Source organism: Dethiothermospora halolimnae, from assembly GCF_037577855.1.
In the GTDB taxonomy this organism is placed as follows: domain Bacteria; phylum Bacillota; class Clostridia; order Tissierellales; family VENL01; genus Dethiothermospora; species Dethiothermospora halolimnae.
On sequence record NZ_JBAKFX010000013.1, the window covers coordinates 20660 to 38036 of the forward strand.

Here is a 17377-nt window from a genome sequence, read left to right on the forward strand (position 1 = left end):
CTATTATTTACATTTGATATTTTGAGTTTGGTATTATAATGAATAAAAGTCATAATAATAAAAAGATACTTAAAACCTATGTTATAAACCTTTGTAACGGTGATATATTTAACTATAAAACAAAAGCTTACATAAAAAATTTAGATAGGTAAGGGCTAGATATATATAACTGATAATGATAAAATCTCCTTGGAAAAGATTGAACTTATACAGAGCCATTACTACCAAGCTTTAAAAAAGTCTTTTTAGAAGATGGAGCTCTTGAGATAGATAAGATCTCATAACAATATCCCCTAAGAATGGATTCTTAGGGGATATTGTTATATCGTTGTGCTATATTGTTACACTAGTACTTGTTTAGTCAGCTAAATAATATAGACTCTGGAGTAATAGATTCAAGAGAGAAAATTAATGGAATTAATTTAACTTAGTTGCCAAATCAAGTAAAACAATATATTATTATACATAGAAATAAAAAACTTATTTATCGAAATAATAATTCAACTTAAAAATATTGTGTAATTTATTTAAAAAGCAAAAGTTATCATCATTAAGAATTTACTAAAGAATAAAAAGGAGGCAACTTTTATGAAGAATAAAAGTTTTAATATAATATTTCTAGTATCCATAGCACTACTTCTATTAAGTGGATGTTCTGGCTCAGAATCAGGAATGTATAGTGAAAAAATGGATGAAATTAGGTCTAAAAATACTACAGAAGCTACTACAGATGAAGATAATAAAGTTAAAAACAAAAAAGTAGATAAAAGTATAGAAAGCTCTGACATAGACGAAGAAAAAGAGTTAAGGGGTACCTTAACTGTAAGTACCTACTGGGATGGATATATGACAAAGCGGGCAGAAGAATTCATGGAGCTATACCCAAATGTAAAGATAGAGGTTAAGGGTTCAGAAAATAATCAAAATGCATCTGAAACTTTAGAGATGTATGGAAACCGTATAGCAGTAGAGTTAATGAGTGGCACTGCCACTGACTTAGTTGACTTGGCAAAGTTTGATATATATAAACAAGCTAAAAGTGGATTACTATGTGATCTATATAAGTTTATGGATAATGATAAAGCCTTTGATAAATCGGATTATTATACTAATATATTTGAAGCTATGGAGTATAATGGTGGGCTTTATGCTATGCCCTTTGCTTTCGAGTATAATATGTTATATATAAATCGTAAAATGGCTGAAAAGTTAGATATTGATTTAAAAAATTTAGAGGGACTTAACTATATAGAAATGATGGATATCTACGAAAAAGCAAAGGAAAAACATAAAGATCCTAAAAATTTCAGAATTATGCCTGGCATAGTAAAAGAAAGTTTTGATGACTATGAATTTCCGGAATTCTATGATGTGGAGAAAAATAAAGCTTGGTTTGATAGTCAAGAATTTTTGGATTATTTAAATATAACAAATTCTATTGAAACGAAATATATGCCGGATAATACAGGTTCTTGGGATATGACCAGGGTTAGTATGGGAAATGATGACTTTATGGAATCAAAATATATGTTTGTAAGACTTGATATTAATGCAGTGGATGTACATAATCTTATGATAGATTATGATAATATATCGGAACCTGTACCATTATTAAATAGTCAAAATAATGCTATGGTTAATACATTTTTTGGAACCTATGGCATTCCACAAAGTAGCAAAAACAAAGAGTTAGCATGGGAGTTTTTAAAATATTGTATTTCTGAAAGAGAAGCTCCAGAGTCAGATAAACATGAAACTGCTTATAGTTATTTTATGGATTATCATGGATGTGTCCCCATAAATATAAAAAACTTTTATAACTTATATGAATATCAATATAAAATTGATAGAAAAAACTTTAGTGATTTAAATATTCCATGGAAAAAAGGGAATCAAGAAAAATTGATAAAAGATGTATTAGACAAAGTCCATAGCTGGAATCTTGAGAGGAATAAGCTAGTTTCTAATTTTGAATTATGGTCATTAACAAAAAAAGAATTGGATAACTTCTACTATTATGATCTATCAACAGCCGAAGAAACAGCTAAAATTATTCAGAATAAAGTAATGTCATATTTAAATGAATAAAGTAATAGGGTGATAAAAATATGAAAAGTAAAAAAATATCGATTATTGCAGGGGTTATATTTATAGCTATTTTAATAATTGCTACCATTTATTCAAGAAACTATTATCAGAAGCAATTGCCAAAGGTAGATATAGCAATTTCTAAAAGTGGTACATTAAATATTGAAGATAAAAAAGAGGGCTTTAAATATACAGTACCTTTAAAAGCATTACATAAAGATCAAAATGATAGGAACTATGTTCTAATGGTTAAAGAACAGAAGGGAGCATGGGGAAAAGAATATATATGTGAAAGTAAGTTTGTAGTTGTATTAAAAAAAGGTGAAAGTCAAGTTGCTTTAAAAAAAGGTATAAAATATCCAGTGGTAGTTAGTAGTGATAAACCGGTTTTTAATGGAAGTGTAGTTAGCTTTAATTAATAATTTTTAGATGATAAAGGTTATTTTATAGTAGGATTTCTATATTTTGTGTTTCACAATATTATTATATCGGGGAATGAATTCCCCTCTACTTATTTAAGTTATCAACTAAAAAAAGTAGCTTCGAATTCATTCGAAGTTTTCATTATATTTTTCAAAACTAAGATAGTTTTAGTTGCTGGGGGGATTGGTAATCCCTTAGCCTATTTAAAGAAATAAGGAAAGGAAGAAGCAAATGAAGAAGAAGTCTAAAATGTTGCTATTTTTGTTACCTAGTTTGTGTGGACTACTGATTTTTTATTGTATTCCATTTATATTATCTATATATTATACATTAATAGAAAACATGAGTACAAAAAAGTTTGTAGGGTTTGATAATTTTATAGATACTTTAAAAAATCCCATGTTTCAAAGGGGTTTAACAAATACAGGTTTATTTATGTCTATCGGTATACCCTTATGTATAGTTTTAGCCTTCTTTTTAGCCTTGTCATTTAAAAGAATGGATAAAGGAAAAGGAATAGTTGGACTCATATTGTTACTACCACTAGTTATACCATCGGGAACAACAGTGTATTTTTGGAAGAGTATTTTTGATATAAACGGATTACTAAACAAACTACTTTATACCTTTGATATCCCTATTATAAACTGGTATAACAGCAAAGGGGTTATGTTAATTGCCGTTACTATTTTTTCATGGAAAAATATTGGCCTTATTACCATGTTATTTTATGTTGGACTTAAGCGTATACCAAGGGAATACTATGAAGTGGCAAATATTGAAGGGGCTAATACATTTAAACAGTTTCGCCATGTAACCTTGATATATTTATTACCTACAATATTTATAGCGATAATTTTATCTATAACCAATTCTTTTAAAATATTTAAAGAAATTTATATGCTGTTTGGCAACTATCCAAATGAAAAAATATATTTATTACAACACTATATGAATAATCAATTCTTTAGTTTAAATATGCAGAAGTTAACAACAGCGTCCTATATCTTATTTATTATTATTGGGATTATCATATATCTATTATTTTCTTTACAAAAAAGATTTTCAGATACATTTAACACCATACAGTTTGAAAATGTACATAATAATATAAAAGGCAAAACTCCTATTAAAGGTGGAATTGTTATAATAACAGCTTTTTTAATAGTAATTCCACTATTATTTATCTTTTCTAATTCCTTTATGGGGAGCAGTGAGATTATTAATAGATATACAACAGATATTACTAACTATAATATGAAGGATCTATCTAGAGGTAGTATGCATTTTGTTCGTATGGGACTTTTACCAGATGAGGCAACGATAAGTCAATATAAAGAGCTATTATTTAGGAGTCCAGAGTATTTAAGACTGTTTTGGAACTCTATTTTTATAGTAATTCCTGTTTTAATAGGGCAATGTATAATTTCACCACTGGGGGCATATGCCTTTGAACAAAGTAAATGGAAGTACAAAGAAGTTTTATTTTTTGTATATATTCTCATTATGTTGATGCCCCTGCAAGTGTTGTTAGTACCAAATTATCTTGTATCAAAATGGTTGGGATTTATAGATACATATTGGGCAATAATCCTTCCAGGTATATTTAATCCACTAGGAGTTTTTATAGTACGGCTACAATTAAAGGGTTTTCCAAAGGAGTGCATAGAGGCTGCCCAGAATGCTGGAGCAAATCATTGGCAGACATTTAGGCATATAGTGCTTCCCAATCTAAAATCATCTATAGCAATACTGGGGATAATTACCTTTGCAGAGTATTGGAATGTGGTTGACCAAGCCATAGTTTTCATTAAAGGACAATATAATAAACCATTATCAGTACATCTATCCCATATAGCTCAAGGGGATTTAGGAATGTTTTTTGCCATATCTTGTTTTTATATGATACCTGTATTAATTATATTTTTTGCAGGAAAAGACTATTTATCAAATGAGGTTAATTTGATGAAAAGCAAATAAATTTTAAAGTTTAAAAACGGTTCAGTGGAATAAATTATAAATTTAAATAGAAGAATCCCCTTAATCTAATATATTAGATTAAGGGGATTCTTCTATTTAGCATAATTAAAGTATATTAGAGAATAAAAGTGTATATAAATCAATTATTACTGCCGATAATATTTTTATTAAAAGACGGGCTGAAAGAAAAAAGCAAAGGGAAATCTGTTATTATAGAGATAGAAGTACATTTAAAACAGCTGATTTTTTAGTTTGAATATGGGAAACCTATCCTACGGTTATGCGACAGTAGTGGTGCTACACTGAAGTGTCACAAACAGATACAAGAGTAGCAGTTACATTAAAATCAAGAACTATAAAGGATAAAGTGGGTTAATAGTATGTTATTTTGGGATTTAAATTTTCATAATATTATGTATATACATTGATATATAGAAAATTATGTTATATCATTATAGTAATAAGTCATTAATACAAAATAATACAAATTTATAATTTAAAAATAAAGGGGGATACACTAAGTGGTTTTAAAAAACTTAAATAAGTACTCTGGTTTATTTACTGAGTATACAGAGCTTAGGGTTCAAGAAAACAGAGAATTGGTTATAATGTATAATCAAGGTAATCTAGTTACCAATAAAAAGGAATCAAATAATGGTGTTAGTGCAAGGGTTTATAAAGGTGGCTCATGGGGATTTGCATCTATGCCTATAATTGATGATAAGGCGATTGAAACAGTGATAAATGAAGCTAAAGAAAATGCTTTGTTTTTAAATTCTAAACAGAATAAAAATAAAGGATCCCTTCCTAAGAATAGTTTTTCCATAGAAAAGGATTTCACTACAGACAAGCTTAGACTTAGTCAGAAAGAATTGATGGCTTTTGTAAAAGAGGTAGATAACTATATAAAGAAGAAATATCCAAAATTAAGCAATAGAGTAGTGGGATTAAATTCTTTAGAAATGGAAAAGTCCCTATTAACATCCCATGGCTCACAACTTTATTCAATGCTTCCAAGAACTAATTTCTATGTTGCATTGACTATAGAAAGAGATGGAACACCAATTGATATGTATGAAATATATGGGGGCTTGGGTCAATTTGAAGATATATTTAATAAACCTGAAGACTTATATAGTGATATAGATAAGCTTTATAAAAAACTTATTGAAAAAAGCGAAGGGGTATATACAGAGGCAGGTGTTAAGGAATGTATATTAGATTCTGACCTAGCAGGTATTTTAGCCCATGAAGCCATTGGACATACAACAGAAGCTGACATGGTTTTAGGGGGATCTATTGCAGCTGACTATTTAAATGAAAAGGTAGCCAGTGAACTTATAACACTGGTTGACTTTGCTAATACATACAATAATGAAACTTGTCCTGTACCTATATATATAGATGATGAAGGTACAAAGACTGAAGATGCTGTAATAATAGAAGATGGAGTATTGAAGGAATATATGAATAATAAGGAAAGCGCTAAGTACTTTGATGTTAAACCTAAAGGAAATGCAAGGGCATATAAATATAATGATGAGCCTTTAGTTAGAATGAGAAATACTGCTATTTTACCAGGAAAGAGTAAACTAGAAGATATGATAGCTTCAATAGATGATGGTTATTATCTTATGAAGCCAAGTAATGGGCAAGCAGATATGACAAGTGAGTTTATGTTTGGGGTTACTATGGGTTATGAAATAAAAAATGGTAAGTTAGGTAGGGCTATTAAAGATACAACTATTTCAGGCGTCGCCTTTGATGTATTAAAAAGTGTAACCATGGTATCCGATGATATGACCTGGAGTTGTGGCGGTATGTGTGGTAAAAAGCAAATGATTACAGTAGGTATGGGTGGACCGGCAATAAAATGTAAAGTAAATATAGGGGGAAGATAAAATGAATAATAGAGATATAATTAAAAACTGTATAGATTCCCTTAAAAAAGAGGGGGCAGATAAATCCCAATGTCTATTAACAGAATCTAAAAAACATGAACTAAATGTGGAAAATGGAGAAATATCTTTGTTAAGAACTACAACGGACATAAATTTCGATATAACCGCTATAAAAGATAATAAAAAGGGAAAACTATCCATAAATAAACTTGATGAGGCTTCAATTAAAGAAGGAATAAAGAATGTAATTGAACTATGTGAAACTTCCAATGAAGATGAATGTTATGATATATCTCCTAAACAAGAAAAAGAAGAGTTTTCTTTTGGTGATAAGGAACCGGATTTAGATAAAATGTATAAATTATTAGATAAATTCTTAAAAAATGTTAAAGAATTTTTTCCTAAGGTAACAATTGGAGAGATGACTTTTGATTTTCAGCAGAAAGATAGTTTGTTATTAAATTCCAATGGAGTAGATTTTAAGACTTATAATGGATTATATGAATTTGAAGCCGTATTTTCTTCCAAAGAAGGTAAAAAGGGATCTTCTTTTAACTATACAGGCTGTTCTATGGGAAAATTGGAAAAGGATTTACTGGATTATGGAACTATTAAAACTTTACTTAAACAATCAGAAGGGCAAATTGATGTTAAGCCTATAGAGGGAAAATTTGTTGGCGACATTATTATTACACCGGACTGTTTACATGATATAACCATTAATTATATTAGAGTATTTTTAGCAGATGATGCTTTAATATCTAAGAGTAGTATCTTTAAAGATAAATTGAATGAAAAGGTGGCAAGTGAGAAATTTAGCATTGATATTTGTCCTGTATTAGATGAAATTAGTAATAAGGAATTTATAACCAGTGATGGTTTTAAGGCTGAAAATCAAACTGTAATTGATAAAGGTATTTTAAAAGCCTTTGTCTTGAGCCAATATGCTGCTAATAAAACTAATGGCAAAAGGGCTAAAAGTAAAACTATGACTTATGATATAAAACCAGGAAATACTTCTTTAGATGATATGATTAAAAATGTTAAAAAAGGTATTCTTTTCTGTAGATATTCAGGGGGAAGGGCAAGTTCCAATGGAGATTTATCAGGGGTTGCTAAAAATAGTTTCTATATAGAAGATGGAGAAATAAAGTACCCTATATCTGAAACTATGGTATCTGGTAATTTATATGATATATTTATGAATATAAAGGATGTATCTAAAGAGAGGGTTAATTTTGGACATTCAATCCTTCCCTGGATACATACATCAGGTGTAACTATTTCCGGGAAATAATTATTAAAAAGTATTAAAATTGGAAAAGACTAAAACCCCCAATATTGATTATTTAAATAATCAATATTGGGGGTTTTATATATGGATCAAAGATTAGGTAGGTAACTTGCGAAGGTCAGTATTCACAAGGACTCAAAACATATCAAGGATCGTCAAGAATAAGAGAAATGTTATATGCTATAATATTGTTAAAGGTTGGTGATGGAATATGTCTGATTATTATAATAAGTTACAGGAAGCACTGAATTATATTGAGGAACATATAAAGGAGGATATTTCCCTTGAGGAGTTAGCATCTTTATGTTTCTATTCTGATCATCATTTTCATAGAATATTTCAGTCCATAGTAGGGATACCCGTTACAGATTATATACGAAAGAGGAAGTTATCTGTGGCGGCCAGAGAAATAATAAAGAGCGATAAGAAGATAGTGGATATAGCCTTGGATTATGGGTTTAACTCCCATGAAACATTTTCAAGGGCCTTTAAGAGGATATTTGATATTACTCCCAGTGCCTATAGGAAATTAGGTACCCATGCTATACCTCTGGATTTCTGGAAAGTTAGTTTTACCAATAGTGACTTACAGAAGCGATATATGAATGCAGTTGAAAATTTATGTGAAAGACTAAAAAAGGATGTTAATGTTCTTGCAGTACTTATAATGGGAAGCCTTTCCTATGATAAGGTGTGGGATAAGTCAGATATAGATATGACCATTATAGTCAATGATAATTCTAAACTTAAAGACGAGTTATGGCTTCTAGAAGATAATATATATGTAAATGGAAGCATAATGACTAGAACAGAATTTAGAAAGTTAATGGGGAAGAGTTTACATGCTTCATTTACCCACTCCTATTATTCATTGGGTACAATGATCTATTGTAAAGACCAATCATTAAAGGAGCTTTTTGAAGAGGTTTGTGGTACAGATAAAATAGGTGATAGGGATAAGTCATATGCTTTAATGGAGAGAACAGAATGGATTCTTTGGAGATTATGTAAAGCGGAGAAATGGCTTAAGGTTAAAAGTGATGTTAGATATTCATATTTATGGATAACGGAAACCATAAAGCATATAGCAGCGATAGAGGTACTGCTAAATAATAACATTCCCTCAAGGGAAGTTATACAACAGGCTTTAAAATATAATAATCCAATTATTGAAAAACTATATATGGGGCTTATGGATGAGAGAAAAAATAGTATAAATATATCAAGGTCTATCGATATGATATATGAATATTTAAGACAACATATGGATGATATATGTAAGCCTATTTTAGATTATTTTGACAAGGCAAATGATATAAAACCCCTTTCTACAATCCTCCAAGATTTCAATAAGACTATAAATTCAAACACAATTTGTGATATATGTGAATGGCTTTGTGAAGAAGGGGTTTTAGTTAAAGATATTGCTGAAACCCATATAACCAGTAAAAGTAATAACATTGTATATGAACCAGCTTACTTTAAAAGTGATATGGACGTTAATGTATTTATATAGTGAAACTAATATTTTTAGAAAATTGATGTTTTTATCTTTTGGGATTTTGTAGTTGTTTTTTAATTTATCATTTATAATTTAAAATTTAAAATTAACAAAAGCGGCCATGCTTTTGGCCACTTTTGTTCTATAGGGGTGTAGTCTATTGTTAGGAAAAAAAGATATAGAAATAAGGGGTGCAAGGCAGAATAACCTTAAGAATATTGATGTAAATATACCACGGGACAAGATTACTGTTATAACAGGCGTAAGTGGATCAGGGAAGTCTTCTTTGGCCTTTGATATTGTCTATGGAGAGGGACAAAGAAGATTTCTTGACTCATTACCCACATTTTCTCGAAGCAGGATAGCACAGATAAAGAAACCAGCGGTAGATTTTGTATTTGGATTATCTCCAGTAATAGCTATAGAACAGAAAAGAGGACTTGTTAATCCAAGGTCTACAGTTGGAACTATGACAGATATTTATGATTATATGAGGTTGTTATACGGGGCTGTAGGGACAGTTAAATGCCCCTATTGTGATGAGAAGTTTGATATAAAGACCTCAGGTCAGATAGTTGAAGGTGTATTATCATTACCTAAGGGAACCAAGGTTGAGTTTTTGACACCAGTAAGTAAGTTGTATGGAGAAACCTATAAATATCTTTTTGATGAAATAAGACAAAAAGGATACAATAACCTTATCGTAGACGGAAAAAGAGTGGATATAAGTGAAGAGATTAATATAGACGAATACTGTGATCATGACATTAAAGTGGTTATTGATAGATTTGAGGTAAAAAGTAATATTGAAAAGAGTATAACAAACTCCTTAGAAACTGCACTAGAAGTAATTGGAGAACATGTTCTTATTGGAGAAATTATTTCTGAAGATGTGCCACAGGATATAAAAGATAAGTTTTATAGTAGCTTTGGTTGTAGTAAGCACCATATTACTATGGCAAATATAGAGTCACAGTATTTTGCATTTAACAATATTTCCAGTGCCTGTAGAACTTGTGGAGGAATAGGAACTTCTAAAAAGGCTGATCCCAGATTAATGATTGTTAATCATGACAAAAGTATTAATCAAGGGGCATTTGATCCAAGTGTATATAATCCTAAAGTAAAAATGACATATAAGCATATTATAATGTATAATCTTTCAAAACACTATAACTTTAGCCTAGATATCCCCTTTAGTCAATTATCTGATTATGTGAAAGACATATTATTTTATGGAACTAAGGGTGAAAAAATAACTATAGAAACACCACCTAATTATAATAAAAGAAACTGGATAATAGGTAGAACAATTCAATTTAGTGGATATGTAAATCAAACGGAACATTGGTACAGGGAAACAACAAGAAAGGATAAGGTAAATAAGGCAGTTCTTGATTGGTTTAAAAAGAAAATGGTGGAATATACATGCCCAGATTGTGGAGGGAAAAAACTAAAAAAACAAAGGTTCAATATACTCATTAATGATAAAGATATACATGAATTATGCTGGATGCAATTGACGGAACTATACGACTTTATGGATGGATTAGAATTTTCAGAGGATAAAAAACATATAGCAGAACCAATAGTTCAGGAGATAAAAAAGAGGGTATCATTGCTTATAGAGACTGGACTAGATTATCTTTCCCTAGGTAGAAGGGCAGATACAATTTCTGGTGGAGAAGCACAGCGAATAAGACTAGCTTCTCAGATCAGTTCAGGGCTAATGGGGATGATATACATTCTTGATGAGCCAAGTATAGGACTTCATGCTAGGGATAGCAAGAAGGTAATAAAGATATTAAATAAACTAAGGGATATAGGAAATACAGTTATAGTTGTTGAGCATGATATTGAAACAATAGAAAATGCTGACAATATAGTTGAAATTGGTCCAGGACCAGGAATCCATGGTGGTGAGATTGTTGAAATAGGAAGTATAGATAAGATAAAAAAATCTAAAGGTTCTATAACAGGAAGATACCTTTGCGGTAAAGAAATGATACCGATTCCTAAAAAAAGACGTAAAGGAAATGGTAATAAGCTTACTATATTAGGTGCTAGAGAGAATAACTTAAAAAATATAGATATAGAGATACCATTAGGGGTTCTTACATGTATATCTGGGGTTTCAGGGTCCGGTAAAAGTACGTTGGTCAATGAAATTATCTATAAGAAACTTAAGAGTATAAATGATCCAAGGATTATTCCTGGAGAACATGGAGATTTAGAGGGATATGAACACATAAATGATATTATAAATATAGACCAATCTCCCATAGGGAAAAATAGTAGGTCTAATCCTGCAACATATATTGGACTGTTTAATAGTATAAGAAGGTTGTTCACTAAAACTGATAAGTCTATAGAAAAGGATTATACTATATCCAACTTTAGTTTTAATAGTAAAAATAGCGGTAGGTGTGAACACTGTAAAGGTGAAGGAAAGATAGTAACAAAGCTACAGTTTATGCCCGATGTTGAGGTAGTATGTCCAATATGTAAGGGAATGAGATATAAAAAAGAAATACTAGACATTAAATATAATGGAAAAAATATATATGAAGTACTTAATATGAGCGTAGAAGAAGCAACAGATTTCTTTAAAGATAAGAAGAATATACATCATAAACTTAATATTATGAATCAATTGGGATTAGGCTATCTTAAGTTAGGTCAACCATCAACCACTTTATCGGGGGGAGAAGCCCAAAGGATAAAACTAGCTTCTGAATTGGGGAAGATAAAGAGAGGAAAAAATAACCTTTACATACTAGATGAACCCACAACGGGACTTCATATTTCAGATATAAAAAAGCTATTGAATTGTCTAAAACTATTTGTTGAGAAGGGTCACTCCCTTCTTGTTATAGAACATAATTTAGAAGTACTAAAAGTGGCAGACTATATTATTGACCTTGGACCTGAAGGCGGTAAAAATGGAGGTTATGTGGTAGCCAAAGGAACGCCGGAACAAGTGAAAGAGGCTACCGAATCCATAACAGGTAAATTTTTAAAAAAGGTTTTATAAGCTAATAGAGTATAACTAAATAGTTATCGTTGAAAGATTAATTGTTGGAGGATTTATAATCTTGAAAGATTAATTGTTGGAGGATTTATAATCTTGAAAGATTAATTGCTAGAGGATTTATAATCTTGAAAGATTAGTTGTTTGAGGATTTATAATCTTGAAAGATTAGTTGTTGGAAGATTCATAACCCTGAAAAAGTAGTTGCTGGGGGATTCGTAATCCCCCAGCTTTTGTTCACTAATTTAAACCAAACAATTTTTTATAATTTTCATAAGTAACAGCTTCACCATATATAAAATAACCGGGGTCTAAATTTCTATTATAACAAGAAATCATAAAGTGTAGATGGGGACCGGTTGAAAAGCCTGTAGATCCCACTTCACCGATTTCATCACCTATGTTTACCATATCCCCTTCTTTAACATGTCTTTTATTTAAATGATAATAAGTAGTAAACAAACCATTTCCGTGGTCTATAACGATGCTATTTCCTGTTAATATTAAATCCATTGATAGTTTAACCTTTCCGGAGTTAGAAGCAACTACTTTAGTTCCCGCTGGAGCTGCTATATCAAGACCTGAATGTCTATAGGATGTTGGAGCATTATTAACATATCTTCTTTCACCATATTCTGTAGTGAGTCTACCCTTAACAGGAAGCATAAAAGTTTTTTCAGTGTCAAAGTAGGGCTTGCTATGGGATTTATTTCTTACAGGTCCATAATATTTATTAAATTCTTCATATGCCTTGTCATTTCTTGTGTTTTTTTCAACAGTATTGTCAACTGTTAAGTATTGAATATTAAAATCCCGGGGAAGTACATTTACTGTAAAAGAACCTAATTCTTTATTGTTCACACCATAGGGAATGGTATACTTACCCTTACTAACATAATAGGATATGGGAATAAATCCTGTAGCATTACCATCTATATTTTCTGAAAAGGAAAATAGTTTTAAAATATTTTGTTTAATATAAGGATTTTCATTAGGGTCTAAATTCTTAACATTTACTTTTACTATATCTCCTTGATAAACAGTATCTTTATCTATAAAAAATTTGGGAGGAAGATCTAAGTCAAGGTTAATTTTAGAGTTTATACTACCTTTAAAACCCTTAGATTTATTATTAAAAAGTGCTGTTATATTTAAGCTATAATTACCATTTTCATCGGGGATTGAAAAAGAATTTTCTTTTAGAACTCCTTCTTTAACTAAGCTGTCGCCTTTAAAAAGTTTATATTCTAACTTTGAAGGTTTTTCACTATAGCTAAAAGTTATAAGTCCTTCACTGGTAAAATTATTAATATTACTACTTTCAATGGTGTTACTAAAGGAATAGTATATATCATTTAACTTTTTAAAGGACCAATCTATATTTGAAGTATGATGTATATCTTTTTCATTGGATATTATTTTTAAAGTTGGTGGTTTCCTATATTTATAGATACTTTCAAATGCAGCATGGGTAAAATAAAAGTTTTCAAATTTTTCCTTTGTTTTATATAACTTATTTTTATCAGTGTCTTTAACGTATATATCCTCATTATTATAATCAATAAGCAATATTTTTTTATAGCTTTTATTAGAAGTATTTATTAGCTTTAAGTTAAAAGGAATGAAATCATGGGTTGAAGGCTCTTTGGATAATTTAGCTGAGTCAAAACTATCTAGTATAAAATTGATATCTGACTCTGTTTTTATGGAACTTATGTTATTTTTTGAAGTAACCTTAATTTCTGTTATAGGTTCAAAGGCAAAGTAAGTTTTATAATAGTATATAGAAAAAACTAACACAATTAAGATTATGGGTAGGATTATTTTACTTTTAATATTTTTCATTATTACACCCCTTGTATAAAATAAATTTTATATTAAATATGTACTCTATATATTAAATACTATTCTAGGATTATGTTATATATCCTTTATAAAATGGGGAAACAATATTCAGTTATATGATATTTTAAAAACGGTTAAATAAAAAATAAATAAGAATATTTAATTATAGGAAAAGAAGGAATTTTAATAACCTAGGTTAAATATTAATAAGAGACATTATTAAAAAAATAATAATATGAAATTGTTACTATATATACTTAAGAAGTTTGATTTAAAGAATAACTTATATATATATTGAAGCATAGCTAGGAAAAATATTTATATAACATTAAGAAAGGTGGCTTAAAATGGACTATGTAAAATATATTAGAGAAAGAGTAGGGCATGATGCTATAAATTTAACTGGGGTAAATGTATTAATATTAAATGATAAAGATGAAGTTTTGTTACAAAAAAGGGGGACATACCCCTATAAATGGGGACTAATAGGTGGAATTACCGAATTAGGAGAAGATGTTAAAGATACGGCTATAAGGGAAGCTAAAGAAGAAACTGGCCTAAATGTTAAAGATCTTAGTTTTTTAGATATAACGTCTGGGAAAGAGTGTTATATGGAATGTCCCAATGGGGATAAGGTTTATTTTATTTCAATAGGATATTATACTAGTGATTATGAAGGTGATTTGTTTATAGATATGAAGGAAACAATGGAGTTGGGGTTTTTTGACTATAATTCATTACCTAATAATATTCCTAAAACCCATAGGAAGATGATAGATAGTTATTATAATTTAAAGAAATAGGTGGATAAAATAAATTATAATCTTATTAATTAACAATAAGGAGGAATGGTAGATGTATAGCTTTAAGAATGACTATAGTGAAGGAGCCCATCCAAGAATATTAGAGGCTCTCATTGAATCAAATACAGAACAGGTAGAAGGATACGGAGAGGATAAATATACTAAAGAAGCTATTAGATTATTAAAAGAAAAAATTGGAAGGGAGGATATTGATATTCATCTGCTCCCAGGGGGAACCCAAACAAATTTAACCGCTATTTCAGCCTTTCTAAGACCCCATGAAGCAGCTATCTCAGCAAATACTGGTCATATATTGGTCCATGAAACTGGAGCTATTGAGGCCACAGGGCATAAGGCTATTTCTGTAAAAGTAGATAATGGGAAATTAAATCCTGATGATATTAAACCAGTACTTGAAGAACATGCAGATGAACATATGGTAAAACCTAAATTAGTTTATATTTCAAACTCCACAGAGATAGGAACAATTTATAAAAAGGAAGAAATAGAAGAGCTTAGTAAATTTTGTAGAGAAAATGACCTTCTATTATTTCTTGATGGAGCAAGACTCGGTTCTGCCCTATGCTCAGAAGATAATAATATAAAACTTTCAGACTTGGGGAATCTCGTAGATGCCTTTTATATAGGAGGAACTAAGAATGGTGCCTTATTGGGAGAAGCTTTAATTATTTGTAATGACTACCTTAAAACAGATTTTAGATATCATATTAAGCAAAAAGGGGCATTACTTGCTAAAGGAAAGGTGCTTGGGGTACAATTTTTAGAACTTTTTAAAGATAATCTATACTTTGACTTAGCAAATCATGCTAATGATATGGCTAAACTATTAAGGAATGGAATCACTGAAGCTGGATATTCTTTTTTAATTAATTCATGTTCAAATCAAATCTTTCCTATCTTTCCAAAGGAAATAGCAGAAAAGCTTGGGGAGAAATATGCCTTTTATATTTGGGAAAAGATTGATAAGGATAATTCTGCTATTCGCCTTGTGACCTCTTGGGCAACTAGGGAGGAGAAGGTTATGGAGTTTGTTGAGGATTTGAAGAGGTATAGTAGGGAAAGCATAAAGTAACAATATAAAAAATATAAAGGGTACTGAAATGTTAGATTACCAAACAAAATATATAATTAAACTGTCTAAAAGGCTTTAAAATAGACGTTCTTCAAGAATATTAAATTGAAAATTTCAGAAACTAAAATCGGTTGGTAAAATTATTACTAAATGTTGAAATATAGAGGTATTTAGTATATACTTATATTTAAGGGTGGCTATTTTACTAGGATTGAACCTTAACATAGGATGTATTTAAATAACATTCTTTCGTGGCTTTCATGACCTACTGGTATATTGAACCTTAACATAGGATGTATTTAAATATACACATTTAGAACATTCTAAAGAAATAGCCAATAATTGAACCTTAACATAGGATGTATTTAAATGGCCTTATATTGCTCTCTATTAAAGTTTTTCCCATTGAACCTTAACATAGGATGTATTTAAATAAAGAAGAAAATTGGGCTAAAGAAGACGGTTCCAATTGAACCTTAACATAGGATGTATTTAAATATTCCATTCTAAGGCTTTAAAAGAACCTTCCCTATGATTGAACCTTAACATAGGATGTATTTAAATATCTCTCCTTTGTCAATGATATATTGACAATCCCACATTGAACCTTAACATAGGATGTATTTAAATATAGTTATGTCTATTTCACTTTTTTCTATATCCTTCATTGAACCTTAACATAGGATGTATTTAAATAAGAACTTTAATAGCTATTAAGACTACATTATTAATTGAACCTTAACATAGGATGTATTTAAATCCCTATATTGTGAACCAAAAGAAGAACAGGGAAGGCATTGAACCTTAACATAGGATGTATTTAAATCTCCAACAATTATGTTGTTCTTTAATCATTATTTGGATTGAACCTTAACATAGGATGTATTTAAATTATTTATATACTGATTAAATACTTCTCTAGAACAAAATTGAACCTTAACATAGGATGTATTTAAATGATCCTTTTGGAGCTTTGCTGCAAACCACATAGAATAATTGAACCTTAACATAGGATGTATTTAAATACCTCATAGTCCTTACTATTAATTGTAATTTTCAACAATTGAACCTTAACATAGGATGTATTTAAATCGCTATAGGGCAAGAAACATTCGATAATAAGCATCAATTGAACCTTAACATAGGATGTATTTAAATGCTTTTCACGAACTTATAAGATATAGATATTTAGATATTGAACCTTAACATAGGATGTATTTAAATTGGAAAGCAAAAGGATTATACAGTTATTTAATGGGAATTGAACCTTAACATAGGATGTATTTAAATAGAATATTATGATAGCCTTGATGAATTACTTAAAAGATTGAACCTTAACATAGGATGTATTTAAATGCGAAATCCTCTATTTCATCTGTATGCTCTATTCTTATTGAACCTTAACATAGGATGTATTT

The 17377-nt window shown here is 29.8% G+C and carries 10 protein-coding genes and 1 CRISPR repeat array (1 of these 11 only partly in view); of the genes, 9 read left to right on the plus strand and 1 reads right to left on the minus strand.

Annotated features, from left to right (window positions below; translation table 11 throughout):
• Positions 1-588: 588 nt before the first annotated feature.
• The 7 genes from V6137_RS07380 (at position 589) to uvrA (ending at position 12221) form a co-directional block, all read left to right on the plus strand.
• Positions 589-2088, plus strand: coding sequence for an ABC transporter substrate-binding protein (locus tag V6137_RS07380; protein WP_425447259.1), 1500 nt, complete (start codon positions 589-591; stop codon positions 2086-2088).
• A gap of 20 nt (positions 2089-2108) precedes the next feature.
• Positions 2109-2507, plus strand: a complete 399-nt coding sequence (locus V6137_RS07385) for a hypothetical protein (RefSeq protein ID WP_425447260.1) — start codon at positions 2109-2111, stop codon at positions 2505-2507.
• Between the two features lie 235 nt (positions 2508-2742).
• Positions 2743-4491: an ABC transporter permease gene (locus tag V6137_RS07390; RefSeq protein ID WP_425447261.1), complete on the plus strand. Its 1749-nt coding sequence runs from the start codon at positions 2743-2745 to the stop codon at positions 4489-4491.
• 521 nt (positions 4492-5012) lie between these two features.
• Entirely contained in the window at positions 5013-6392 is a 1380-nt protein-coding gene (locus V6137_RS07395; protein ID WP_425447262.1) for a TldD/PmbA family protein, read from the plus strand.
• 1 nt (position 6393) lies between these two features.
• A complete protein-coding gene (locus V6137_RS07400) occupies positions 6394-7689 on the plus strand; it encodes a TldD/PmbA family protein (RefSeq protein ID WP_425447263.1) in 1296 nt (431 codons plus the stop codon).
• A gap of 208 nt (positions 7690-7897) precedes the next feature.
• Entirely contained in the window at positions 7898-9202 is a 1305-nt protein-coding gene (locus V6137_RS07405) for a helix-turn-helix domain-containing protein (protein WP_425447264.1), read from the plus strand.
• A gap of 145 nt (positions 9203-9347) precedes the next feature.
• On the plus strand, positions 9348-12221 hold the full coding sequence (gene uvrA, locus V6137_RS07410) for an excinuclease ABC subunit UvrA (protein WP_425447265.1): 2874 nt from the start codon (positions 9348-9350) through the stop codon (positions 12219-12221).
• Between the two features lie 237 nt (positions 12222-12458).
• Here uvrA and V6137_RS07415 read toward each other — a convergent pair whose 3' ends face one another.
• Positions 12459-14063 (minus strand): M23 family metallopeptidase, encoded by a 1605-nt coding sequence (locus tag V6137_RS07415; RefSeq protein ID WP_425447266.1) that lies wholly within the window; start codon positions 14061-14063, stop codon positions 12459-12461.
• Between the two features lie 347 nt (positions 14064-14410).
• Here V6137_RS07415 and V6137_RS07420 point away from each other — a divergent pair, with 347 nt between their 5' ends.
• Entirely contained in the window at positions 14411-14866 is a 456-nt protein-coding gene (locus V6137_RS07420; RefSeq protein WP_425447267.1) for an NUDIX hydrolase, read from the plus strand.
• 52 nt (positions 14867-14918) lie between these two features.
• Entirely contained in the window at positions 14919-15959 is a 1041-nt protein-coding gene (locus tag V6137_RS07425) for a threonine aldolase family protein (RefSeq protein ID WP_425447268.1), read from the plus strand.
• A gap of 210 nt (positions 15960-16169) precedes the next feature.
• Positions 16170-17377: direct repeats of the CRISPR family, unit length 30 nt; unit sequence ATTGAACCTTAACATAGGATGTATTTAAAT (it continues 4944 nt past the right edge of the window).

What these genes read in the sequence shown, in the direction of transcription:
- V6137_RS07400 (WP_425447263.1), top strand. Translation starts at nt 6,394, where the DNA reads ATGAATAATAGAGATATAATTAAAAACTGTATAGATTCCCTTAAAAAA.
- V6137_RS07415 (WP_425447266.1), bottom strand. Translation starts at nt 14,063, where the DNA reads ATGAAAAATATTAAAAGTAAAATAATCCTACCCATAATCTTAATTGTG.
- V6137_RS07405 (WP_425447264.1), top strand. Translation starts at nt 7,898, where the DNA reads ATGTCTGATTATTATAATAAGTTACAGGAAGCACTGAATTATATTGAG.
- V6137_RS07420 (WP_425447267.1), top strand. Translation starts at nt 14,411, where the DNA reads ATGGACTATGTAAAATATATTAGAGAAAGAGTAGGGCATGATGCTATA.
- V6137_RS07390 (WP_425447261.1), top strand. Translation starts at nt 2,743, where the DNA reads ATGAAGAAGAAGTCTAAAATGTTGCTATTTTTGTTACCTAGTTTGTGT.
- V6137_RS07380 (WP_425447259.1), top strand. Translation starts at nt 589, where the DNA reads ATGAAGAATAAAAGTTTTAATATAATATTTCTAGTATCCATAGCACTA.
- V6137_RS07385 (WP_425447260.1), top strand. Translation starts at nt 2,109, where the DNA reads ATGAAAAGTAAAAAAATATCGATTATTGCAGGGGTTATATTTATAGCT.
- V6137_RS07425 (WP_425447268.1), top strand. Translation starts at nt 14,919, where the DNA reads ATGTATAGCTTTAAGAATGACTATAGTGAAGGAGCCCATCCAAGAATA.